The following is a 23,515-nucleotide window of genomic DNA, read 5'->3' as shown; positions in this document are numbered from 1 at the left end:
CAGGGTTCAGGTCGGGCCCAAGCGGTCGCGCGTGCGCCTGGCCACGTTCGTTGTCCACGGGAACGCGCCCCGGTACTGCTGGATGAACTGCTCGATCTCGCCGCGCTGCCGCAGCGACAGGCCGATCATGTCCAGCCCTTCGATAAACATGCGGCGGTGCCGTGCCGACAGGTCGAAGGCGTAGTCGCCAGACGGAGTGCGCACCCGCATCGCCTCGACATCGATGCTGATGGTGTTGCCCGCGTCCGCATCCACGTCGTTCATCAACGGCTCGATCACCTCACGCGGCAGCATCACCAGCAGCAGCCGGTTGTTCATCGCGTTCGAATAGAAGATCTCGCCGAAGCTCGGCGCAATCACGGCGCGGATGCCAAATTGCTGCAGGCCCCAGACGGCGTGCTCACGGCTGGAGCCGCAGCCGAAGTTGGCGCCGCTCACCAGGATACTGGTGCCGGCGTACTCGGGCCGGTTCAGCACGAAGCCAGGGTGCGGCGCGCCGCTGGCATCGAAGCGGTGGTCGTAGAGGATGCCCTCGGCCAGCCCGGCCTTGTCGATCCCGCGCAGAAACTGCTTGGGGATGATCTGGTCGGTATCGAGGTTCTCGAAGCGGATGGCGGCGCCTTTGCCGGCGATGCAGGTGTGTTCAGGCATGGGTGATCTCCAGCTTGCGGACGTCGGTGATGACGCCGGTGACCGCTGCCGCGGCGGCCATGGCCGGGCTCATCAGGTGGGTGATGGCACCGCGTCCCTGCCGGCCCTCGAAATTGCGGTTGGTGGTGGAAGCGCAGCGCACGCCGTCGGCGAGCACGTCGTCGTTCATGGCCAGGCACATCGAGCAGCCCGGTTGCCGCCATTCAAAGCCGGCGGCGGTGAGGATCCCGGCCAGGCCCTCGCGCTCGGCCTGGGCCTTGACCGCGCCCGACCCAGGCACCACCATGGCCCGGACCCCTGCAGCGACCTTGCGGCCGCGCACTACGCTGGCCACCGCGCGCAGGTCCTCGATGCGGCCGTTGGTGCAGGAGCCGATGAAGACGTGCTGGATCGGCGTGCCTGCCAGCGCGGCGCCCGGTTGCAGGTGCGTGTACGCCAGCGCGCGCTCGACCGAGCGCTGCTCGGCCTCGTCGATCTGGTCTTCCGGGAACGGGATCTGCCCGGAAACCGGCAGCACCTGGTCCGGGCTGGTGCCCCAGGTGACGTAGGGCTCGATCTCGCTCGCGTCGAACACGAAGTCCATGTCGAACACGGCGTCCGGATCGCTCTGCAGCGTGGCCCAGTAGCTGAGCGCGGCGTCGCGCTGCGGGCCTTCGATATCCACGGCGCGGCGCAGCACATAGTCGGTGGCGACCGCGTCCGGCGCGATCAGCGCGCCGCGCGCCGCGGCTTCCACGGTCATGTTGCACAGCGTGAAGCGGGCCTCGACGCTCAGGTCGCGGATCGCCGATCCGCAGTACTCCACCACGTAGCCGCGCGCACCTTGCGCGCCGATCGCGCCGATGATCCTGAGGATCAGGTCCTTGGCGGTGGTGCCGGCGGGCAGCTTGCCGTCCACGCGGATGCGCATGGTCCTGGCCATCCGGTAGACCAGCGTCTGGGTGGCCAGCACATGCTCGACCTCAGACGTGCCGATGCCGAAGCCCAGCGCGCCGAGCGCGCCGTAGGTGGTGGTATGGCTGTCGCCGCAGATCACCACCATGCCCGGCCGGATCATGCCGTGCTCGGGCGCGATCACGTGCTCGATGCCCTGCAGCGTGTCGTTGGTGTCGAACAGCGGGATCGCGTGCCGCTCGCAGTTGGCACGCAGGTTGGTGGCCTGCAGCGCCGAGGCCGGGTCCGCGATCACGCGGATCGCTGTGGGGTGCGTCGGGATGATATGGCTGACCACCGAGACGTTCTGTCCCGGCACCAGCACGCCGCGGCCCTGTTCATGCAACCCGGCGAAGGCCTGCGGGCTGGTGTACTCGTTCATCAGGTGCAGGTCGCAGTACAACAGCACATTGTCGTCGTCGATCCTGGCCACGGTATGGGAGTCGACCAGCTTCTGGTATAGCGTCTTGGGGGTCATGGCAACTGCCTTGTCTGTCGTTATTCCGCGGTGATGCCGCGCAGCCTGATCAGGTTGGCCCACACAGGCATCTCCTTTTCCAGGCGCTGGCGTGCCGCCTCGGGCGTGGTCGGGGTGGGCTCGAAGCCTTCCTTGAGCATGCGGTCACGGGTTGCCTGCGCGGCCAGCGCGGTGTTCAGTGCCGCGTTCAGCTTGTCGATCACGGGCTTGGGCGTGCCGGCCGGGGCAAACACCATGAACCAGGTCTCGAAGGCATAGCCGGGCAGGCCCGCCTCGGCCGCGGTCGGCACATTGGGCAACTGCGGCGAGCGCCTGGTGCCGGTGACGGCGAGCGCCTTGAGCTTGCCGCCCTGCACATGCTGCTGCGCGGCCGAGACCACCGGGAAGCTCATGTCCACCTGGCCCGCAATGGTGTCGACCAGGGCCGGGCCGCCGCCGCGGTACGGCACGTGGACGATGGAGACGTTGGCCACCGACTTGAACAGCTCGGCCGACATATGGAAGGTGCTGCCGTTGCCCGCGGACCCGTAGGTCAGCTTGCCCGGCGTAGCCTTGGCCGCCGCGATCAGTTCCTGCAGGTTCTTGGCGGGCACGTTGTTGTTGACCACCAGCACATGCTGCGAGCTGGCGACCATGCCGATGGGGGCCAGGTCTTTCAGCGTGTCGTAGGGCATGCGCGGGAACAGGCCCGGGTTGATCGCCAGGGACACGGTCTGCAGGCCGATGGTGTAGCCATCGGCGGCGGCCTTGGCCACGGCATCGACGCCGATATTGCCGCCGGCGCCGGCACGGTTCTCGACCACGATGGTGCCGCCCAGGCTCTTCGACCAGGCATCCGAGACCAGGCGCGCGGCGATGTCGGCGCTGCCGCCCGGGGCGTACGGCACGATCAGGCGTACCGGGCGCTGGGGATAGGACTGCGCCGCGGCCGTGCCGATCGACGCGGCACACAGCAGCAAGGCCGTGAGGTGGGCAACTTTCATGAGTGTCTCCTGGTTTAGGAATCGTTATGGAAACCATCGTATCATTCACTCAGAAGCACATAATTCAAACTCAGTTACTTCTTTGTTTCCTGGTATTCACTAATGGATAACCTCTCGGACGTCGCGTTCTTCGCGTGCATCAACAAGCACGGCAGCCTGGCCGGCGCAGCGCAGGAGCTTGGCGTGACGCCGCCCGCGGTCAGCAAGCGGCTGGCGGGGCTGGAGGCACGGCTGCGCGTCCGGTTGCTGCACCGGACCACGCGCCGCATCAGCCTGACGCCGGAAGGGGAAAGCTATCTGGTGGAAGGGGCGCGGATCCTTGCGGAGATGGAGGCGCTGGAGCGATCGATCGCGGGCACCGGCAGCACCCCGCACGGCTTGCTGAAGATCGGCGCAACGCTCGGCTTCGGACGGCGGCATATCGCGCCGGCACTGTCGGGGTTCTCGCGCCGCTTTCCGAATATCGAGGTCCAGCTCTACCTGAGCGACCGGCCCCTGAACCTGGTCGAGCAGGGCCTGGACGCCATGATCCACTTTGGAGAGATGCCGGACGTGCGGCTGACGGCGCGCCTGCTGGCCAGCAACCGCCGCCTGCTCTGTGCCGCGCCGTCCTACCTGGAAGCGCGGGGCGAGCCGTCGAGCCCGCGCGAGCTGGCGCGGCACAACTGCATCTTCATCCGCGAAGCCGACGAGACCTTCGGCACCTGGCACCTGCGCCATGGCGCACAGCAGGAGACCGTCAAGGTCCGCGGCACCATGAGTACCAATGACGGGGAATCGGCGCTGGCCTGGGCGCTGGATGGCCAGGGCCTGATCGTTCGCTCCGAGTGGGATGTTGCGGAGCACCTGCGCAGCGGCGCCCTGCGCCGGGTGCTGCCGCAATGGCAGTTCGCGCCCGCGGATATCCATCTCGTGTTCCCGGCGCGCAACCATCGTCCGGACAAGGTGCGGGCGCTGGTGGACTTCCTGCTGGACCACTTTGCCAGCCACCGTGCGTCCGGCGCGGGCAGCGCGGACAACTGCTGGTAGCCATCCGGCGGCGATCATGCGCGGTATCGGGGCCGCGCCACCCGATACTGGGGGGCGATTCCAGCGCCACTAGCGTCCATCATGACTGGCAATACCAGAAGCCTGATGGAAACGCGCATGGAAACAGCCCCCACGCCCCAACCCGGACGCACGCTGCGTCACACCCGCCAGATCGAATGCCGCGGTTATCTGCGCGACGATGGCCTCTATGACATCGAGGCCGATATGCATGATATTTCCGCCGACGCCACCGAATTGCCCTTTGTCAGCGTGCCCGAAGGTGGCCTCATTCACCAGATGCGCCTGTGCATGACCATCGACGCGGACCTGGTGATCCGGCGCTTCGAGGCCCGCACCGAGACCGGCCCGACGCCGTACTGCGCGGAGATCAACGCCGCCTATCGGCAGCTGGAGGGTCTGCGCATCGGTGGTGGCTTCCGGCAGCAGGCCAGGGCGCGCCTGGGGGGCGCCAAGGGTTGTACCCACCTGACGGAACTGCTGGGGCCCCTGGCCACCACCGCGATGCAGACCATGATGTCGGTCCAGCGCGAACAGACGCCGTGGGATGCCAAGCTGGCAGGAGACGAGCCCGTACCCCGGCCCTGGATACTGGACACCTGCCACGCCTACCGCAACGACGGCGAGGCCGTGAACGTCATATGGCCGTTGCACCGTCGCGCGAGCGACTGAACGCGGCAGCCGCGGTCGCCGCCCCCGCCTCGTCCTTCATGGCGAGGATGAAGCCCCCCACCTGTGCAATGTCATCAAGAGCCATGCAGGGCAGCACCGTGTCCATGCGCGCATCGGTGGCCAGCGCGATGATCGAAGGATCGCCCGGATAGTAAGGCGCGCGCCCGTGCGCCGGCCGGTAGACCTCGATGCGCGGAATCGCCTCGCGCCGGAAGCCTTCCACCAGCGTGATATTGGCCGGCCGCAGGCGCGCCACCTGCTCGGCCAGCGTCGGCTCGGCCTCGTCGGCCAGTTCGCGCACGATGGCAAAGCGATAGGGCGATGCCACCATCACCTCGGCCGCGCCGGCGGCGCGAAAGCGCGCGCTGTCCTTGCCCGGCGGTTCCAGTTCCAGCGGATGATGGCTGTGCTTGATCACGTTGACGGTCAGGCCCTGTGCGCGGAACCACGGCAGCAGCGCCGTGATCAGCGTGGTCTTGCCGCTGCCGGAGGTGCCGGTGATGCCTAGGATGAAGGGATGCATGGTGTCAGGGTTCGCAGGATTCGCGGAGTTCAGTTTGGGCGGGCAGCGGGCACACCAGCGGCAGGAAGCTGTCGGCACGCTGCGAATAGGCCAGCAGTGCGCCGGCCTGCAGGTCGAAATACCAGCCGTGCAGCGTCAGCCTGCCGGCCTCCAGCGCACGCCGCACGAACGGGAAAGTCTGCAGGTTGCGCAGCGACACCAGGATCGCCGCCTGCTCGCAGCCGCGCTGGCGCTCGGCGGCGCTGGCCGTGGCCAGGGTTTCCTCTACCCGCCTGCGCGCCGGTGCGGCGATGCGCACCCAGGCGCCGATGTAGTCGGGGTCTTCGCCTTCATCGGGCGGATGGTCGCCGGCGTCGGCCGGCTGCGCCAGCAAGGCGCGGATGCCGCCGCAGCCGCCGTGGCCCATCACGATGATGCGGGCCACGCGCAGCTGCTGCACGGCAAACTGGATCGCTGCGGATACGCCGTGCAGGCTGCCTTCATGGCGGCCGGTGCAGGGCGGCACCAGGTTGCCGATATTGCGCACGGTAAAGAGCTCGCCCGGATCGCAGCCCAGCAGCAGGCCAGGATCGACGCGTGAATCGCTGCAGCCGATCAGCAGCGTGGGCGGGCGCTGGCCGGTGCGCAGCGTGTCGAACAGCCCGGGCTCGTCGTCGAAATAGCGTTGCTGGAAGCGTTCGAAACCTTTGAGCAGTTGTTCGATGTGATGCATGGCGGCGTCCAGGCACTACTGCACCAGCGGGCTGTCGGCGCCTTCCAGCTCGATGCCTTCGATGCGCGCGCGCCCGATCAGCAGGCTGGCGTATTGCTTCCAGGCACGATCGCGCGCGGCGCTGGCCAGGGCGCGGGCAATGTCGCCGCGTACCGCATCAAAGGGCAGGCGCGTGCCGGGGCAGCGTTCCAGGACGCGCACGATATGCAGGCCGAAGCGGGTTTCCACCAACTGCGGCAGCACGCCGTCCTGCTGCGCGGCGAACAGCGCGCGCTCGAATTCCGGAGCGGTCTCGCCGCGGAACACGCGGCCAAGCCGGCCGCCGTTGGCGCCGCTCGGGCAATTGGACAGCGCGCGGGCGTGCTCGGGGAAGGTGGAAGGATCGCCCCGCACCAGTGCCAGCGTCTGCGCGGCGATCTCGCGCAGCGCGTCCAGCGGCACGCGCGGCGTGACCTGGAACAGGATATGGTCGGCCTCGACCCATTCGCCGTCGCGAAAGCGCTCCGGGCGGCTGTCGTAGTGGCGGCGGCAGCTGGCTTCGTCGGGCTCGGGGATGCCGGCCTCGCGTTCCAGCAGCGCCAGCGCCAGGGCGTCGTCGTCCAGCCCTTCGGCGGCGAGGCCGATGCGGTCGGCTTCGGCACGTACCAGCTGGCGCAGGATGGCCGAAATGGTGGCCAGCCGCGCCGGGTTGGCCGCATCGTGATGGTGGTCCAGTTCGCGTTCGATATCGGCGTCGCGCAGTTCCACGCCATTGACGGTGACAGGCATGCTGTTCTCCTTGTCGGGTTGCGGCGCTCAGCGGCTACGCACCAATTGCCAGGCGCGGCCGAGATAGCCGACCGAGGCAAAGCCGCTCCACACATGCACCAGCCGCGTGAACGGGAAGATCGCGAACAGCGTGATGCCCATGAACAGGTGCGCCTTGAACAGCAGCGGCGCATCCGCGACATAGCCGGCGGCGTCGCCGCGCAGCGTGACGATGTGCTGCGCCCAGGTCATCAGCTGCACCATCATCTGGCCGTCCATGTGGCTGGCGGATTCGAAGATGGTGGACAGGCCCAGCAGCAGCGTCACCAGCAGCCACAGCAGCAGCACCTTGTCGCCGGTGCGGGTGACCGCCGACACGCGGGCGTTGGTCAGGCGGCGGTGCAGCAGGATCAGCAGCCCGGCCAGGCACATGGTGCCCATCACGCCGCCGGCGGCCATCGCCACGGCCTGCTTGAAGCCGTGCGAGACACCCAGCGCATCCCACACCGCCACCGGCGTCAGCAGGCCAACCAGGTGCCCGAAGAACAGGCCCAGGATGCCGACATGGAACAGGATGTTGCCGGTGCGCAGGTTGCCGCGGTACAGCACCTGCGAGCTGTCGGTCTTCCAGGTGTACTGCTCGCGCTCGAAGCGCGCCAGGCTGCCGAACAGGAAGATGGCGGCAGCGATATACGGGTAGATGCCGAAGAGGAATTGGTGGATCGTTGCCATGGTGTGTTAACCCATTGTCTGGTGTTCAGTTTGCATTGCCATGCCCGGTCAGCAGGCAGCCGGCACTGGCGCCCTGACACGCGGATCGCGCGGATAGAATTTCACCGCTTGCGGACCCGTCTGCGGCGCCAGCAACGGTTCCACGCCGTCGGCCCCCGGCCCGAAGGTCTCCAGCGCCTCGTCCATGTCGCGCACCGGCGGTTCCTGCTGCGGTTGCGGCTGCACGTCGGTCAGCGTGCGCAGCACCGCGAACACGCTGGCGCAAGGGCTCTGGTTGCGCGTCAGGCGCTCGCCGATCGCGGCCAGCACGTGGATGGCCTCGCCCAGCAACTGCTCGGCGCGTGCTTCCTTGCCGTCGGCCACCAGTGCGCCGAGGAACTCCAGGAACAGCGGCACGTAGTCGGGCAGCTCGGACGCCGCGGGTTCAAAGCCGTCGCGCCGGTACTCGTCGATCAGGTCGACCATGGCCTGGCCGCGGTCGCGGCTCTCGCCGTGCACGTGCTCGAACAGGTGCAGCGAGTGCGCCGGGTTGCGGTCGAAGGTGGCGACGTAGTTCTCCTGCAGCGCGATCAGCGACTCGCTGCGCAGCAGGCCGGTCACGGGGGCCAGCAGCTCGCGCGCCTGCGGCCATTCGGCCAGCGCGGCATCGATCTCGGGCAGGGCGTCCAGCAGATCCTGCTCGGGATAGCCGAGCAGTGCGCTGAGGATGGGATAGAGGGGCATGTTGTTCTCCGTGCGGTTCGTGGGACGCATCAGCTCATCACGGCGTTCTTGCGCGACTTGGGCATGTCGACAAAGTGGACGCTGCCCTGCGGCTTCTTGCCGAACAGCGAGCCGTCCGAAGTACCGCCCGAGCAGCCGTTGCCAAAGGTGAAGCCGCAGCTGGCCTTGTCATTGAAGCTGTCCTCGACCATCTCCTTGTGCGAGGACGGAATCACGAAGCGGTCCTCGTAGTTGGCGATGGCCATGGTCTGGTACATGTCCTCGACTTGGGCGGGCGTCAGGCCCACCTGCTCCAGCACACCCAGGTCCTGCACACCGTCCACCACCTGCGAGCGCTTGTAGGCGCGCATCGCCAGCATGCGGTCCAGCGCGGACAGCACCGGCATCACATCACCCGCGGTCAGCAGGTTGGCCAGGTACTTGACCGGGATGCGCAGGCTCTTTACGTCCGGGATCACGCCGTTCAGGCCCATGTGGCCGGCCTCGGCCGCCGACTGGATCGGCGACAGCGGCGGGATGTACCAGACCATCGGCAGGGTGCGGTACTCCGGGTGCAGCGGAAAGGCAACCTTCCACTCGCACGCCATCTTGTAGACCGGAGACTTGCGCGCGGCATCCAGCCAGCTTTGCGGAATGCCCTGGCGCAGCGCCTCGGCCTGCACCGCCGGGTCGTGCGGATCGAGGAAAACGTCGAGCTGCGACTGGTACAGGTCGCGCTCATCGGCCACCGATGCCGCCTGCTCGATGCGGTCGGCGTCGTACAGCATCACGCCGAGGTAGCGGATGCGGCCGACGCAGGTCTCGGAGCAGACCGTGGGCTGGCCGGCCTCGATGCGCGGATAGCAGAACAGGCATTTCTCGGCCTTGCCGCTCTGCCAGTTGAAGTAGATCTTCTTGTACGGGCAGCCCGAGATGCACATGCGCCAGCCGCGGCACTTGTCCTGGTCGACCAGCACGATGCCGTCGTCCTCGCGCTTGTAGATCGAGCCCGAGGGGCACGAGGCCACGCAGGCCGGGTTCAGGCAGTGCTCGCACAGGCGCGGCAGGTACATCATGAAGGTGTTCTCGAAGGTCGAGTACATCTCCTTCTGCACGTCGTCGAAGAGCTTGTCGCGCCCGCGCGAGCTGAATTCGCCGCCGAGGTCGTCTTCCCAGTTCGGGCCCCACTCGATCTTTTCCATCTTGCGGCCGGTCAGCACCGACACCGGGCGAGCGGTGGGCGGGGTCTGCACCAGCGGCGCCTTCTGCAGGTGCTCGTAGTCGTAGGTGAAGGGCTCGTAGTACTCGTCGATCTGCGGCAGGTTGGGGTTGGCGAACAGGTTCGCCAGGATCTTCAGCTTGCCGCCCTGGCGCGGCTCCAGCGTGCCGTCGGCGTTGCGCTTCCAGCCGCCCTGCCACTTGTCCTGGTTCTCCCATTCCTTGGGGTAGCCAATACCGGGCTTGGTCTCGACGTTGTTGAACCAGGCGTACTCGACGCCGTCGCGACTGGTCCAGACGTTCTTGCAGGTCACGGAGCAGGTATGGCAGCCGATGCACTTGTCGAGGTTCAGCACCATGGCCACCTGGGCACGGATCTTCATTGCGAGGCTCCTTCCTTAGTCTTTTCCACGAGCGGCCCTTCCAGCCAGTCGACCTTCTTCATCTTGCGCAGGATCACGAACTCGTCGCGGTTGCTGCCCACGGTGCCGTAGTAGTTGAAGCCGTAGGCCAGCTGCGCGTAGCCGCCGATCATGTGGGTGGGCTTGGTCACGGCGCGCGTGACCGAGTTATGGATGCCGCCGCGCATGCCACTGGTTTCGGCGCCGGGCACGTTCACGATCTTTTCCTGGGCGTGGTACATCAGGCACATGCCCTTGGGCACGCGCTGCGACACCACCACGCGGGCGGTCAGCGTGCCGTTGACGTTGAACACTTCGACCCAGTCGTTGTCGCGGATGCCGTTGGCCTTGGCCTCCGTCTCCGAGATCCACACGTGCGGGCCGCCGCGCGACAGCGTCAGCATGCGCAGGTTGTCCGAGTAGGTGGAGTGGATGCCCCACTTCTGGTGCGGCGTGATCCAGTTCAGCACCAGCTCCGGATTGCCGTTGGGCTTCTTGCCCAGCATCGGCGCCACGGTCTTGGTGTCGATGGCCGGCTTGTACACGCACGCGCCTTCGCCGAAGTCCAGCATCCAGCGGTGGTCCTGCCAGAACTGCTGGCGGCCGGTCAGCGTGCGCCAGGGGATCAGCTCATGCACGTTGGTGTAGCCGGCGTTGTAGCTGACCTCTTCCGATTCCAGGCCCGACCAGGTCGGCGCGGAGATGATCTTGCGCGGCTGCGCCTGCACGTCGCGGAAGCGGATTTTGTCGTGCTCGCGGCCTTCGGCCAGGTGGGTGTGGTCGCGTCCGGTGATCTTCGACAGCGCTTCCCACGCCTTGACGGCGACATGGCCGTTGGTCTCGGGCGCGAAGGTCAGGATCATCTCGGCGGCGTCGATCGCGCTTTCCAGCCGCGGGCGGCCCTGGCTGACGCCTGGTTCCTTCACGGTGTGGCTGAGCTGGCCGATCTCCTTCACTTCATGCTGGGTGTTCCAGTTGATGCCCTTGCCGCCATTGCCGAGCTTGTCCAGCAGCGGCCCGATCGAGGTGAACTTCTTGTAGATGTCCGCATAGTTGCGTTCCACCACGGTCATCGACGGCGCGGTCTTGCCGGGGATCAGGTCGCATTCGCCGGCCTTCCAGTCCTTGGGCTCGAACGGCTGGCCCAGTTCGCCCGGGGTGTCGTGCAGCAGCGGCGTGCACACCAGGTCCTTGCGCGTGCCGAGGTAGGGCCCGGCGATCTCGCTGAACTTCTTCGCGATGGCCTTGTAGATCTCCCAGTCGGTCTTGCTTTCCCAAAGCGGCTGCACGGCTTCGGACAGCGGGTGGATGAACGGGTGCATGTCGGACGTGTTGAGGTCGTCCTTCTCGTACCAGGTCGCCGTCGGCAGCACGATGTCGCCATACAGGCAGGTGGTGCTCATGCGGAAGTCCAGCACAGTCAGCAGGTCCAGCTTGCCTTCGGCGGCCGGGCGTACGTTGACCTCGCTCGGCGTGATCGCATCGTTCTCGTCGCCGAATACGGCGTTCTGCGTGCCGAGCAGATACTTCAGGAAGTACTCATGGCCCTTGCCCGAGCTGCCCAGGATGTTCGAGCGCCACACGAACATATTGCGCGGGAAGTTGGCCGGGTTGTCGGGGTCGTCGCAGGCGAACTGCAGCTGGCCGGACTTGAGCTGTTCGACGGTGTAGGCCACCGGGTCCTGGCCGGCGCGCTCCGCCGCATCGACCACGTCGAGCGGATTGCTGCCGAGCTGCGGTGCCGACGGCAGCCAGCCCATGCGTTCGGAGCGGGCGTTCAGGTCCAGCAGCGAGAGGCCGTCGTAGCGCTTGCGGTCGGCGGTCGGCGACAGGATCTCGTCGACGCCCAGCTTCTCGTGGCGCCACTGGCTGGTGTGGTTGTAGAAGAACGAAGTGCCGTTCATCTGGCGCGGCGGGCGCGACCAGTCGAGGCCGAAGGCCAGCGGGGCCCAGCCAAACTGCGGGCGCAGCTTTTCCTGCCCGACGTAGTGGGCCCAGCCGCCGCCGCTCTTGCCGATGCAGCCGCACATCATCAGCAGGTTGATGATGCCGCGGTAGATCATGTCGTTGTGGTACCAGTGGTTGAGCGCGGCACCGACGATCACCATGCTCTTGCCTTGCGTGCGGTCGGCGTTGTCGGCGAACTCGCGCGCTACCTGCGTTACCAGGCGGGCCGGGACGGTGGTGTGCTTTTCCTGCCAGGCAGGGGTGTAGGGCACGTCATCGTCATAGGAAGCGGCAACGTTCGGGCCGCCGAGTCCCTGATCCACGCCGTAGTTGGCCATCTGCAGGTCGTATACGGTGGCCACCAGCGCGGTACTGCCGTCAGCCAGCGTCAGCCGGCGGGCCGGCACGCGGCGGCGCAGCAGCTCGTCGTGTTCGCCGCCGAAGTAGGGGAAGCCGACTTCGACCACTTCATCCTGCTGGCTGACCAGCGACAGGCGCGGATCGATCGTGCGGCCGCTGCCGCCATCCTTCATCTCCAGGTTCCAGCGGCCCACCTTCTCACCGCCGTTGTGCGCGGCTTCACCCCAGCGGAAGCCGATCGAGCCGTTGGGCGCGACGATCTCGCCGGTGGCGTCGTCAATCTGCAGGGTCTTCCACTCGGGATGGTTGGCTTCGCCGAGGTTATTGGCCAGGTGCGAGGCGCGCAGGAAGTGATCCGGCACCAGCGTGCCCTGGTTCTCACGCAGCAGCACCAGCATCGGCATGTCGGTGTACTGCTTCACGTAATCGCGGAAGTACGCGGACTTGCCGCTGGCGTGGAATTCCTTCAGCACCACGTGGCCCATGGCCATCGCCAGCGCGGCGTCGGTGCCTTGCTTCGGCGCGAGCCAGATGTCGCCGAACTTGACCATCTCGCCGAAGTCGGAAGAGACCGCCACGGTCTTGGTGCCCTTGTAGCGGACTTCGGTGTAGAAGTGTGCGTCCGGGGTGCGCGTCTGCGGCACGTTGGAGCCCCACACCATCAGGTAGGTGGAGTTGTACCAGTCGGCCGATTCCGGCACGTCGGTCTGTTCGCCCCAGACCTGGGGGCTGGCCGGCGGCAGGTCGCAGTACCAGTCATAGAAGGACAGGCAGGCGCCGCCCAGCAGGCTCAGATAGCGTGCGCCGGCGGCATAGGACACCATCGACATGGCGGGAATCGGCGAGAAGCCGATCACGCGGTCCGGGCCGAACTTCTTCACGGTGAAGGCATTGGCCGCCGCGATCATCTCGGTCGCCGTGTTCCAGTCCGCACGCACGAAGCCGCCCAGTCCGCGCACGCTTTTGTAGCGGGCGGCCTTGACCGGGTCCTGGCTGATCGATTCCCACGCGGCGACGGGGTCCATGGTCTTGCGGGCCTCGCGCCACATCTCCATCAGGCGGCCGCGGATCATCGGGTACTTGACGCGCTGCGCGGAGTAGACGTACCAGCTGTACGAGGCGCCGCGCGGGCAGCCGCGCGGCTCATGGTTGGGCAGGTCCGGGCGCGTGCGCGGATAGTCGGTCTGCTGGGTCTCCCACGTGATCAGGCCGTTCTTCACGTAGACCTTCCACGAGCAGGAGCCGGTGCAGTTCACGCCGTGGGTCGAGCGCACGATCTTGTCGTGCTGCCAGCGGCTGCGGTAGCCGTCTTCCCACTTGCGGTCCTCGTTCACCACCGCGCCGTGGCCGTCCGCATAGGTGGACTTGACGCGCGACATGAACTTCAGTCGATCCAGGAAATGACTCATTGCTTTGTTCTCCGCGAGTGCTTTGCTGCGGGCGCTCCGGTGGTTTCAGGCGCTTTGCAGGGACACCCTCAGCTTATGGGGGAGGCGGGCGGCAGCCAATTCGCTGGTGGAACAGCCGCCGCATGGCGATCGGGCTAGGTGCCGCGCGCGGGACTAGTTCGACAGAACTAGTCCGGCCGGCGAGACGGTCAGCAGGGCATGGGGGCGTTGCGGCGCGCGTAGTGCCACCACGTCACCAGCACGCAGCTGACGTAGAAGGCGATAAAGCAGTACAGCGCGGCATCCGGTGCGCCGGTTAGCTCCAGCGAGGTGCCGAAGCTCTTGGGGATAAAGAAGCCGCCGTACGCGCCGATCGCGCCTGAGAAGCCCAGTACCGCCGCGGATTCCTTGCCGGCCTCCTGCAGCGCTTGCCGCTGCGCGGCATCGCCCTTGCCTGCGGCAGCGCGCTGGCGCTCCGTCAGGAAGATCACGGGGATCATGCGGAAGGTCGAGCCATTGCCGATGCCGGTTAGCGCGAACAACGCGATGAAGGCGGCCAGGAAGAAGGTGAAGTTGCCGCCGGCGCCGTCATGCGGCAGCGTCGCCAGTACCGCGAATACTGCCGCGATCATGCCGACGAAGGTCCACAGCGTGACGCGCGCACCGCCGAGCTTGTCGGAGATCCAGCCGCCCACCGGCCGCGTCAGCGCGCCCACCAGTGGCCCCAGGAAGGCATAGGCGGTCGGGTTCACTCCGGGGAACTGCGACTTGGTCAGCAGCGCCAGCCCCGCCGAGAAGCCGATGAACGAGCCGAAGGTGCCCACGTACAGCCAGCACATCAGCCAGTTGTGCTTGCGCTTGAAGATCACGGCCTGCTCGGCAAACGAGGCCTTGGCGTCCGCGATGTCATGCATGCCGAACCACGCCGCCAGCGCCGAGACGATGATGAACGGCACCCAGATGAAGCCGGCGTTCTGCAGCCACAGGTCGCGCGTGACGCCATTGGCCTGGTACTGCTGCGGCTCGCCGCCAAGCGCGCCGAAGATGGCCACCGACACCACCAGCGGCGTGACGAACTGCACCACCGACACCCCCAGGTTGCCGATACCCGCATTCAGCCCGGTGGCAAGCCCCTTCTTCGCCTTGGGGAAGAAGAAGCTGATATTGGCCATCGACGAGCTGAAGTTGGCCCCGCCCAGCCCGCACAGCAGCGCCAGCACCAGCAGCGTCGGGTAGCCGGTGGACGGGTCGCGCAGCGCGAAGCCCATGCCCAGCGCCGGGATCAGCAGCAGCGCGGTGGAGATCGCGGTGAAGCGGCGCCCGCCGAACACCGGCACCAGGAACGAGTAGAAGATGCGCAGCGTGGCGCCGGACAGCGCCGGCAGCGCGGTCAGCCAGAACAGCTGGTTCTTGGTGAACTGGAAGCCGGCGCGGTCGAGGTTGACCGCGACCACGCTCCACAGCATCCAGACCACGAAGGCCAGCATCAGCGCCGGGATTGAGATCCACAGGTTGCGGTAGGCGATGCGTTCGCCCTGGGTTTGCCAGAAGGCCTTGTTCTCGGGCTCCCAGCGGGTGAGTACGGAAGATGACATGACAGTGTGCCTTGGTTGTTTGCGTGACGGGGGCCGTCAGGCGGCCTGGGTGAGGCCGACGGCCTGTTCTTTGTGCCGGCGCTCGCCGCGCTGGCTGTAGTGCATCCACACCAGGCTCACGCACACGGTGCCGTACATCAGCATGAAGCAGCTGCTGCGCACGCCGGTCAGGTCGGCCAGCATGCCGAACAGGATCGGCAGCACGAAGCCGCCCAGCCCGCCGGCCAGGCCCACCACGCCCGAGACCGCGCCGATGTTGTGCGTGAAGTCGTTGGAGATGAACTTGAAGACCGAGGCCTTGCCGATGGCAAAGGCGATGCCGACCACGAACAGCAGGAAGGTGAAGACGGTGGGCGTCAGCGCGATGCGGAAGGCCTGCGGGCCACTGATGGTCTGGATGATGAAATCCGTCTGCGGATAGCTCAGCAGGAAGAAGCCGACCCAGCTCACCCACATTACCCACCAGGTGGTGCGGTGCGCGCCGTAGCGGTCGGAGATCCAGCCGCCGATGGCGCGCAGCACGCCGCCGGGCAGCGAGAAGCAGGCAGCGAGGATGGCCGCGGTCTTGATGTCGAAGCCGTATTCGCCGATGTAGTACTTGGTCATCCACAGCGACAGGCCGACATAGCCGCCGAACACCACCGAGTAGTACTGCGAGTAGCGCCACACGCGCGGGTCGCGCATCACGGCGAGCTGCTCGCGCCAGCCGACGCTGGACTTGACCAGGTGCGCCGGGTTGCTGCGCGAGCACACCCAGAACAGCAGCGCGGTGACCAGCATCGCCACCGAATACACGCGCGGCACCACGGTCCAGGTGCCGGCGGCCAGGATCATCGCCGGCGCGACGAACTTGGTCAGCGCCGCGCCCGAGTTGCCGGCGCCGAAGATACCCATCGCCAGCCCCTGGCGCGAGCGCGGAAACCAGCGCGCCACATACGGCGTGCCGACCGAGAACGAGCCGCCCGCCAGGCCGACGAACAGGCCCAGCACCAGCAGCTGCCACAGCGTGTGCGCATACGAGATCAGCCAGATCGGGATCACCGTGGCCAGCATCAGCACGAAGAAGACGATACGGCCGCCGTAGCGGTCGGTCCAGATGCCCAGCGGCACGCGGATCAGCGAGCCGCTCAGCACGGGGGTTGCCGCCAGCAGCCCGAATTCGGTGTCGTTGAGGCCGAGTTCCTGCTTGAGCGGAATGCCGAGGACGGCGAACAGCATCCAGACGGCAAAGCAGATGGTGAAGGCGAAAGTGCTCGACGCCAGCGTGATTGCGGCACCGGGCGGTACGGGCTCGGGCGCGCGTGGTTGGGTGGCCATGGCCATGCTCCTGTGTCAACTTTGGCGGGGGTGATGCCAGAGTAGGGGCGGCCACTGGTGCTGCCTATTCGCCGGCAGCACAGCGCACACGGGTGCGCAGCCTGCCTTTGGAGGTAGTTCTACCGGCGGAGGTCTTCGGCGCGGCGGCGGTGCTATCGTGCAGTCAGCGTGAATGGCATCCGTTTGCGCACCTGCGGCAAGCCGTGCGCCGGATCAAGAAGCCGGCGCGCGCCGCATCACCTGATTCCCGTAGCCAGCCATGGACACCATCCCTATCCTCCCCGCGCGACGCTCGCCGCCCCCCGGCAAGGCACCCGCCGGGCCGCCGCCGCGCGGCTTTGCCTTGTTTGCGCTGGGTTTCCGGCCGTTCTACCTGGGCGGGGCGGTGTTCGCCGCGCTGGCCATCGCGGCGTGGTCGGCGATGCTGGCGGGCGTCGCCGCAGCCGGCCCGGCGCCGGTGATGCCGGCGATGTTCTGGCATGCGCACGAGATGGTGTTCGGCTTTGCCGCGGCCATCGTGGTGGGCTTCCTGTTCACCGCGGGGCGTGCCTGGACCGGTCAGCCGACGCCCACCGGCGCCGCGCTGGCCGCGCTCTTCCTGCTGTGGCTGGCCGGGCGCGTGGGCATGTGGGTGGCGCCGGGCACGGCGGCCTTCGTGATCGAGGGCGCGTTCCTGCCGCTGGCGGCGCTGGCCTTCACGCGCACGCTGGCCCGCGCCGGCAACCGCCGCAACTATCCGCTGGCCCTGGCGCTGTGGCTGCTGGCCACGGCCGATATCGCCAGCCTGTGGCTGCAGGCGCGCGGCCATGACGCCGGTGCGATGCTGGCCTGCCGCGCCGGCGTAGCGCTGGTCACGCTGTTCGTGGTGGTGATCGGCGAGCGCGTCATCCCGATGTTCACGACCAACGCGATCCCGGGGTTCCGCCTGCGCCAATACCGGCAGGTGGACCGCATGGTGGTGCCGGCCGCGGTGCTGGGACTGGCCGCAGGGCTGCTGCCCTTGCCGTGCTGGCTGGCGGCGGCACTGTCATTGCTGGCCGCGGCGGTGCTGGCCGTGCGCGTGGCTGGCTGGCGCAGCCATGCGGTGGGCAACCGGCCGATCCTGTGGGTGCTGCACCTGGCCTACGCGTGGCTGCCGGTGGCGCTGCTGCTGCAGGCGCTGGGTGCGCTGGGGCTGGTGATGGCGGGGCTGGCGACGCATGCGTTCACGGTGGGCGTGCTCGGCGTGGCGATCATCGCCATGATCACGCGTACCGCACTGGGCCACACCGGCCGCATGCTGGTGGCCGGCCGCGCGGAAACCGCGGCGTACTGGCTGGTGGCTGCGGCAGCGGTGTTGCGCGTGTTCGGGCCAATGCTATGGCCGGCCGGGTATTTGCATTGGATCTGGGGGGCGGGCGCGTGCTGGGTAGCGGGGTTTGCTCTCTACGCGCTGACCTATGCATCGCGGCTTGCGCGCCCGCGGGTGGACGGCAAGCCGGGCTGAAGCGCGGGATCAGGGGCAGGCTTGCGCCACGGACACGGCGAACTGTTGTCCGATGCGGCGCTGGCGGGCTTTGGCATCGCCCTGCATTCCACCTGGCATGTCAGCGCCGACCTGCGCGCCTTTGTGGATTTCCTGGCCGGGCGCTTCGGCGACAACCCGCCGTGGGAGCAACCCGACGGCGGGTGAGTCGGCCTGCGCTAGGCGGGCGGATGCACCGCCGCGCGTCGGTAGTCGCCCGGCGTCATGCCGGTCCAGCGGCGGAAGGCGCGGAAGAACGAGTTGGCATCGTCAAAGCCGAGCCGGAACGCGATTTCTCCCAGCGACATCGTGCCCCCGGCCAGGTAGCCGCCAGCCAGGTCGCGGCGCGCCTCCTCGCACAGCGTGCGAAAACTCGTGCCCGCTGCCATCAGCCGGCGCTGCAGCGTGCGCTCGCTGATGTCCAGGTGGCGTGCCACCGCGGCCAGGCTGAGGGCGCGCTCGCCGGCCAGCGCCTGCAGGGCCGCGCGCACATCGTCCAGCGAAGCGGACGCCGGCCGCGCTTCGCGCATGGCGTGGCCCGGGCCGGCCGGTCCGCTGCGCACGCGGGCAGCCAGGCGCAAGGCCAGGTCGCGGCGGCCGAACACGATGGCGTCTTCCGGCTCGCCAAAGCGCACCGGGCAGTCGAATGCCTCGGTATAGCGCAGGTGCCAGTCCGGCTGGCCGATGCGCAGCGACACCCGCAGCGGATGCAGCGGCTTGCGCGTGAACTGGCGCCCGAAGGCCAGCAGCGAGCACAGCTCCATGTCGATGCGCGGGCGGGTGTCGGGCGCCTCGGGGTCGCTCGGGCGGATGCAGACCCAGGCTTCGTCGCCCTGGCGGCGCAGTTCGATGCGGTCGCCGGCGAGCAGCTTCTGGTAGCGCGCGATGCGCCGCAGCGCGGTGCCCAGCGACGGCCCGGCCATGGCCGGCAGGCCCGCCAGCCCGAGCAGGTCGGTCTGCATCCGGCTGCCCAGCCATAGGCCGATGGTTGGATCGCCGGTGGCGCGGTAGACCGCGCAGAGCACGTGGCAGGCCTGTTGCGGGCCTGGCGCCGGCACGGCAGGCGTGAGGTCGCTGGGGTCGGAGTCGGAGTCGGATTCCGGGGCAGGCGCGAGTCCCGATACGTCGTAGCCGCCATCACGCAGTGCGTGCAGCAGGTCACGAGGCAACGGCCCGGCCTGGATAGGCTCTTGTTGTGTCATTGTCATTATCTGGCTGGCAAGTTGGCGCAAGTGCGCCAGAGCAGCCCCCGGTAACAACGAGATTACGCGGTGCCGGTGACCCCTTCAAGGGCATGCGGGGGGACGAAGTGTGGCCTGGGCAGCGCAACGGCGTGGTGGCGGCGGGCGGTGCCGTACCGTTGCCGGGTTCCGGGGCGCCTGCAACCCGTTGCCTAAAATTTGGGCGCTCCGGTGGGTTCCCGCACAGACCGGGGCTTTCGGGGAGGGTAGGGGGAGGATATCCACAGATTCTGTGGATATCACATGGAGGTTTTCAACATGGGTTTGTGCGGCTGCCGCAAGGCATCGGATACGGGGTATGCTGGGTAGTTTGAGCGCGCGGCATCTGCGCGGCCGGGCCTGCCCGCGCTGTCATCGTGTGGCATCCCTACAAGATTTGCCGCCATCGTGCCGCCAACGCCCGCTGTTGGGCCAATTTCGACTCTACCTGCCCGCCGCCATGCGCCATGACCGGTCGTCCGCAGTCCTGCCTCGCCTTGCCTTGTTGCCGATGCTTGCCGCCGCGCTGGCGCTGTCCGGCTGCGTGGCGCAATACCGGGTGCCCGCTGGCGCCCCGGCCGCCAGCGTGCGGCTGCTGACCAGCACCGACGACAACACTTCGTTCACCGTGGTCGATCCGGCCAAATGCCCGGTGCCCGCGCGGCCGCTGGTGCTGGCGGGAACCGGCAGGCAGTTGTCTGCGATGGGGCGGGACCGGAGCCTGGACATGGCCGGGCGCTCGCCCGAGCCGCCGGCGCGCACCCGCGAACGGCTGGTGGAGGCGGGCCGGCGTATCTACGTGGCGGTGACGTCGGCCGCGGTGCCGCCGCTGCCTGAGCTGCGTTGCGCGGCGGGCGTGTCATTCGTGCCGGCTGCCGGCGGCCAGTATGAGATCCGCTACCAGCGGGACGAAACCGCGAGCCAGTGCTCGGCGCAGGTATTGCGCATGCAGCCGCTGCCCGACGGCGGTGCGCGCCTGACGGCGGAGCCGACCCAGCAGGGCTTCAGGGCGCTGCGCAAGGACTATGTCTGCCAGGCGCAGTAGCGCGCGCCCGGCAGACCGATGGCACCATCGATTGAAGCGGGCGTTTGAGGCAGGCGCCCGCTGGCCGCGCAGGCGGCTTACTGCTCGATCAGGAAACGCTCCGGGCGCTTGCCCAGCCATGCCGGCGCACGGCCGCGGCCCGACCAGGTCTTGCCGGTCTTGGGGTCCATGTACTTCGGCGGCAAAGCGGATGCAGGCTTCTTGGCGCTCGAACCAGCCGGGCGGCCACGCTTGCGGCGGGGCAGGATGTCTTCGACGGTCAGGCCGTATTCAGTCATCAGGTCCCGGATTTTGTCGATTACGCCGGCGACTTCCGTCGCACGCACTTCATTCAGCTTGGCTTCCAGCGCTTCCTTCTCAGCCAGGAGTTGCTTGTATGTCGCCATTTATATCCCCTTTCTGCAAATAGGCCGCTGCATGGTACTAGAAGTTGTGGTGTTGGTTCACCTAAAAAAATTTTACAAAAAATAACGGAGAATGCACGGACTGATTGTTTGCCGGCCTGAATTGACGGTTGCACAGCCCATGATGCAGCCGGTATTGGGCGGTTCATCGGCCGTTTTGCCTGCATTTAAGGACAATGAAAATACGCACGAGCCGAGACTTTAGCGCCTAGACTGCTTGTCTGCGCCCGGCGCAGCCCCCCTGACACGACTACCGGAGCCCCTGATGAGCCAGCAGATCTTTGTCAATTTGCCCGTCCGCGACCTGCAAAAGTCGATCGCCTTCTTTACGCAGTTGGGTTTTTCCTTCAATCCGCAATTTACCGACGACACTGCCACCTGCATGATCGTCGGTGACAACATTTTCGTGATGCTGCTGACGGAAGCCAAGTTCCGCAGCTTCTCGCCCAATGAAATCTGCGATGCACGGAAATCGACGGAGGTGCTGGTTTGCCTGTCGATGGAAACCCGTGCCCGCGTGGATGAAATGGTCAATGCCGCGGTCGCGGCGGGTGGCAATACTTACAAGCCGCCGATGGATTTGGGATTCATGTACGGGCATGGATTCCAGGATCCGGATGGCCATGTCTGGGAACTGGTGTACATGGATATGGCCGCAATGCAGGCCGGGCAATGAAGGCGATTTAGCGAAACCCCATTCACCATCCGCGGGAGCTTTCAGGCAAGCCACCAAAAAAAACAGCCCGGGAAAGCAGGAAGCCCGGGCTTGAAATCCACCTGGATCACGGTGGAGGAGACATCTGGTTGTCAGCGTCCCGGGCGTGGCGCCCGGGACGCGGCAGTAGGTTTCGGCAGGGTCAGATGGCCCAGCCCCCGGCATAGAACGCAGCCAGCATGACCGCGATGGCCACCGTGCCGACATTGAGCTTGCGCCATTCGCCAGCCACCACGCGGCCCACCACCAGGGTGCAGAAGCCCAGCATGATGCCGGTCACGATATTGCAGGTCAGCACGATGAACACGGCGCAGACCAGGCCTGCCATCGCGTCGACCATGTCGTCCATGTGCAGGCGGCTCACGCTCGACAGCATCAGCAGGCCCACGTACATCAGCGCGGGCGCGGTGGCGTACGACGGCACCAGCCCGGCCAGCGGCGAGAAGAACATCACCGCCACGAACAGCAGTCCCACCACCACCGCGGTCAGGCCGGTCTTGGCGCCGGCGGCCACGCCGACGGTCGACTCGATATAGGCCGCGGCCGGAGCACCGCCGAACATCGCCGAGAAGATCGAGCTGACCGAATCCGCGGTCAGCGCGCGCCCGCCGTTATGCATATGGCCGGCTGCGTTGAGCTGGCCGGCTTGTCCGGCGACAGCGCGGATCGTGCCGGTGGCGTCGAACACCGCGGTCATCACCAGTGCCAGCACGCTCGGCAGCACCGCGGCCGTCAGCGCGCCGCGCATGTCCATGGCGCCGATCAGCGATTCATGGCCGGGCGCGCTCAGCGACGGCAGCGCGAACACGCCGGTGAACTTCACCGCCGGGTCGAAGGCCAGGCCCAGGGCGGAGATCGCGATGATCACCAGCAGGATGCCGCCCGGCACCTTGCGGCGCTCCAGGCCGAAGATCGCGGCCAGGCCCAGCACCGACATCACCACCGGGAACGAGGTGATCTTGCCCAGCGACACTGGCAGGCCGGGGTGAGCGTTCTTGACCACCAGGCCGACTTCATTCGAGGCGATCAGCAGCAGGAACAGGCCGATGCCGATGCCGGTGCCGTGCGCCACGCCGGCGGGCAGGTTGCGCAGGATCCAGGAGCGCACGCCGGTGACGGAGATCGCGGTGAAGATCACGCCCATCAGGAACACGGCGCCGAGCGCGACCGCCGGCGACAGGCCCTGCCCCAGCACCAGCCCGAAGGCCATGAATGCGGTCAGCGAGATGGCGCAGCCGATGGCGATCGGCAGCTTGGCCCACAGGCCCATCAGCAGGGAGCCGAAGGCGGTGGTCAGGCACACCGCGACAAAGACCGCGCTGGTGTCAAAGCCGGCCTTGCCCAGCATGCCGGGCACGACAAAGACGGCGTAGACCATCGCCATAAAGGTGGTCACCCCGGCAATCACTTCCTTGCGCTGGGTGCTGCCGCGCGCGGTGATCTCGAAGAACGCGTCGAGCCGGCTCCGGACTTCGGGGACTTGGGGGCGTGCGGCATCGGCTTCCGTCGCGGGCGACGGATAGGGCTGTTCGATCATGATGAGCTGTCTCCTTGCGGGCGCTGCAACGTCCGTCGTACGGACTGTCGTCAGGCTTGTCTCACGTGGTTCTGGTCTGGGCTGGAGGCGCAAACCTGGCCAACCCGCTGTTATCGGTGTGCCGCTTGTCGGTGCCTCTGCGGGCGCGATCCGGGCAAGGCTGAAGGCTAGGTGACCACGCGCCATGCATCATCACCGGCAGACAATGCGCGGCATGTGCATCGAGGAATATCGAATGTGATGGTTAATTTACTTCGATTGGCGGATTCGCATCAGGTGGCGCTTGCGGCAGGCGGCCATTATCACGCACTCCATATACGGCCTATAGGTACAGACCCGGATGATTCAGGCGCAACTTCTCTATACTAGGGATAACCCTGAACTGCCTCCCGATCCGGGCCGAATCACGGCTGGATGTGCTTCGTGAGGCGCACCCACTTCCATCCCAACCGGAAAGGATATTCGCCATGCAAGTACTCGCCGACACCCTCTATCGCCAGCCCGCCCAAGCCAAGGCATCGAAGCCCGCCGCCCAGCCGGCACGCGATGTTGCCTACTACGCCCGCGTGGGCGGTGGCCTATCGCTGGCCGCGCGGGTGCGCGCTTACTTTGCCCAGGGCTGGGCCCTGTACGCAGCCAATGCCCGCGAAGGCGCGCCGATCCGCTGGCTGTAAGCGGGCGCGC

General features: G+C 67.2%; 22 protein-coding genes. 7 read left to right on the top strand and 15 right to left on the bottom strand.

Annotation, left to right across the window (positions count from 1 at the left end; genetic code table 11):
• Positions 1 to 6: 6 nt before the first annotated feature.
• Genes leuD through CNE_RS29020 form a run of 3 tightly spaced genes read right to left on the bottom strand, consistent with a single transcriptional unit; the run spans position 7 to position 3,045 of the window.
• Entirely contained in the window at positions 7 to 651 is a 645-nt protein-coding gene (leuD, locus tag CNE_RS29030; RefSeq protein WP_013953867.1) for a 3-isopropylmalate dehydratase small subunit, read from the bottom strand.
• Positions 644 to 2,062: a 3-isopropylmalate dehydratase large subunit gene (gene leuC, locus CNE_RS29025; RefSeq protein ID WP_013953866.1), complete on the bottom strand. Its 1,419-nt coding sequence runs from the start codon at positions 2,060 to 2,062 to the stop codon at positions 644 to 646. Before leuC ends, leuD begins: the two co-directional genes overlap by 8 nt.
• A 20-nt stretch (positions 2,063 to 2,082) precedes the next feature.
• On the bottom strand, positions 2,083 to 3,045 hold the full coding sequence (locus CNE_RS29020; protein WP_013953865.1) for a tripartite tricarboxylate transporter substrate binding protein: 963 nt from the start codon (positions 3,043 to 3,045) through the stop codon (positions 2,083 to 2,085).
• Positions 3,046 to 3,147: 102 nt separating this feature from the next.
• On the opposite strand from CNE_RS29020, the gene CNE_RS29015 reads away from it, so the two are divergent.
• Positions 3,148 to 4,074, top strand: a complete 927-nt coding sequence (locus CNE_RS29015) for a LysR family transcriptional regulator (RefSeq protein WP_013953864.1) — start codon at positions 3,148 to 3,150, stop codon at positions 4,072 to 4,074.
• A 117-nt stretch (positions 4,075 to 4,191) separates the two neighbouring features.
• On the top strand, positions 4,192 to 4,764 hold the full coding sequence (locus CNE_RS29010) for a DUF2889 domain-containing protein (RefSeq protein ID WP_041228722.1): 573 nt from the start codon (positions 4,192 to 4,194) through the stop codon (positions 4,762 to 4,764).
• On the opposite strand, the gene mobB is transcribed toward CNE_RS29010, so the two are convergent.
• The 9 genes from mobB to CNE_RS28965 all read right to left on the bottom strand — a co-directional run bounded on the left by mobB (position 4,730) and on the right by CNE_RS28965 (position 16,406).
• Complete coding sequence (gene mobB, locus CNE_RS29005; protein ID WP_013953862.1) at positions 4,730 to 5,287, bottom strand: molybdopterin-guanine dinucleotide biosynthesis protein B; 558 nt, start codon at positions 5,285 to 5,287, stop codon at positions 4,730 to 4,732. The two genes, CNE_RS29010 and mobB, sit on opposite strands and share 35 nt — an antisense overlap.
• Before the next feature lie 4 nt (positions 5,288 to 5,291).
• Entirely contained in the window at positions 5,292 to 5,999 is a 708-nt protein-coding gene (locus tag CNE_RS29000; RefSeq protein WP_013953861.1) for a carbonic anhydrase, read from the bottom strand.
• A gap of 15 nt (positions 6,000 to 6,014) precedes the next feature.
• A complete protein-coding gene (locus tag CNE_RS28995; RefSeq protein WP_013953860.1) occupies positions 6,015 to 6,767 on the bottom strand; it encodes a peptidylprolyl isomerase in 753 nt (250 codons plus the stop codon).
• 27 nt (positions 6,768 to 6,794) lie between these two features.
• Entirely contained in the window at positions 6,795 to 7,478 is a 684-nt protein-coding gene (narI, locus tag CNE_RS28990) for a respiratory nitrate reductase subunit gamma (RefSeq protein ID WP_013953859.1), read from the bottom strand.
• Between the two features lie 48 nt (positions 7,479 to 7,526).
• On the bottom strand, positions 7,527 to 8,201 hold the full coding sequence (gene narJ / locus CNE_RS28985) for a nitrate reductase molybdenum cofactor assembly chaperone (RefSeq protein WP_013953858.1): 675 nt from the start codon (positions 8,199 to 8,201) through the stop codon (positions 7,527 to 7,529).
• Positions 8,202 to 8,230: 29 nt separating this feature from the next.
• On the bottom strand, positions 8,231 to 9,781 hold the full coding sequence (gene narH / locus CNE_RS28980; protein WP_013953857.1) for a nitrate reductase subunit beta: 1,551 nt from the start codon (positions 9,779 to 9,781) through the stop codon (positions 8,231 to 8,233).
• Positions 9,778 to 13,515 (bottom strand): nitrate reductase subunit alpha, encoded by a 3,738-nt coding sequence (locus CNE_RS28975; RefSeq protein ID WP_013953856.1) that lies wholly within the window; start codon positions 13,513 to 13,515, stop codon positions 9,778 to 9,780. The genes narH and CNE_RS28975 overlap by 4 nt, the downstream gene beginning before the upstream one ends.
• 188 nt (positions 13,516 to 13,703) lie before the next feature.
• Positions 13,704 to 15,089 (bottom strand): NarK family nitrate/nitrite MFS transporter, encoded by a 1,386-nt coding sequence (locus tag CNE_RS28970; protein ID WP_013953855.1) that lies wholly within the window; start codon positions 15,087 to 15,089, stop codon positions 13,704 to 13,706.
• 36 nt (positions 15,090 to 15,125) lie between these two features.
• Positions 15,126 to 16,406 (bottom strand): MFS transporter, encoded by a 1,281-nt coding sequence (locus CNE_RS28965; protein ID WP_013953854.1) that lies wholly within the window; start codon positions 16,404 to 16,406, stop codon positions 15,126 to 15,128.
• A gap of 259 nt (positions 16,407 to 16,665) precedes the next feature.
• Here CNE_RS28965 and CNE_RS28960 point away from each other — a divergent pair, with 259 nt between their 5' ends.
• Together CNE_RS28960 and CNE_RS40805 are read left to right on the top strand one after the other, a co-directional pair.
• Positions 16,666 to 17,892, top strand: a complete 1,227-nt coding sequence (locus CNE_RS28960) for an NnrS family protein (RefSeq protein WP_013953853.1) — start codon at positions 16,666 to 16,668, stop codon at positions 17,890 to 17,892.
• 21 nt (positions 17,893 to 17,913) lie between these two features.
• A complete protein-coding gene (locus CNE_RS40805; RefSeq protein ID WP_013953852.1) occupies positions 17,914 to 18,078 on the top strand; it encodes an AraC family transcriptional regulator in 165 nt (54 codons plus the stop codon).
• 11 nt (positions 18,079 to 18,089) lie between these two features.
• Here the strand turns inward: CNE_RS40805 and CNE_RS28955 are convergent, their stop codons facing one another.
• Complete coding sequence (locus CNE_RS28955) at positions 18,090 to 19,112, bottom strand: AraC family transcriptional regulator (RefSeq protein WP_228772408.1); 1,023 nt, start codon at positions 19,110 to 19,112, stop codon at positions 18,090 to 18,092.
• Positions 19,113 to 19,557: 445 nt separating this feature from the next.
• Here CNE_RS28955 and CNE_RS41140 point away from each other — a divergent pair, with 445 nt between their 5' ends.
• Positions 19,558 to 20,175, top strand: coding sequence for a hypothetical protein (locus tag CNE_RS41140; protein WP_228772409.1), 618 nt, complete (start codon positions 19,558 to 19,560; stop codon positions 20,173 to 20,175).
• 77 nt (positions 20,176 to 20,252) lie between these two features.
• Here the strand turns inward: CNE_RS41140 and CNE_RS28945 are convergent, their stop codons facing one another.
• Positions 20,253 to 20,561, bottom strand: a complete 309-nt coding sequence (locus tag CNE_RS28945; protein ID WP_013953849.1) for an H-NS histone family protein — start codon at positions 20,559 to 20,561, stop codon at positions 20,253 to 20,255.
• A 283-nt stretch (positions 20,562 to 20,844) separates the two neighbouring features.
• Between CNE_RS28945 and CNE_RS28940 the strand changes: the two genes are divergently transcribed.
• A complete protein-coding gene (locus CNE_RS28940) occupies positions 20,845 to 21,255 on the top strand; it encodes a VOC family protein (protein WP_013953848.1) in 411 nt (136 codons plus the stop codon).
• A 181-nt stretch (positions 21,256 to 21,436) separates the two neighbouring features.
• On the opposite strand, the gene CNE_RS28935 is transcribed toward CNE_RS28940, so the two are convergent.
• Positions 21,437 to 22,831: an NCS2 family permease gene (locus CNE_RS28935; protein WP_013953847.1), complete on the bottom strand. Its 1,395-nt coding sequence runs from the start codon at positions 22,829 to 22,831 to the stop codon at positions 21,437 to 21,439.
• A 467-nt stretch (positions 22,832 to 23,298) separates the two neighbouring features.
• Here CNE_RS28935 and CNE_RS28930 point away from each other — a divergent pair, with 467 nt between their 5' ends.
• A complete protein-coding gene (locus CNE_RS28930) occupies positions 23,299 to 23,505 on the top strand; it encodes a hypothetical protein (RefSeq protein WP_013953846.1) in 207 nt (68 codons plus the stop codon).
• Positions 23,506 to 23,515: the final 10 nt, after the last annotated feature.

This window comes from Cupriavidus necator N-1 (assembly GCF_000219215.1).
Classification (GTDB): domain Bacteria; phylum Pseudomonadota; class Gammaproteobacteria; order Burkholderiales; family Burkholderiaceae; genus Cupriavidus; species Cupriavidus necator.
The sequence above is the reverse complement of the archived record's forward strand: the minus strand, read 5'-3'. Positions and strand labels throughout refer to the sequence as shown.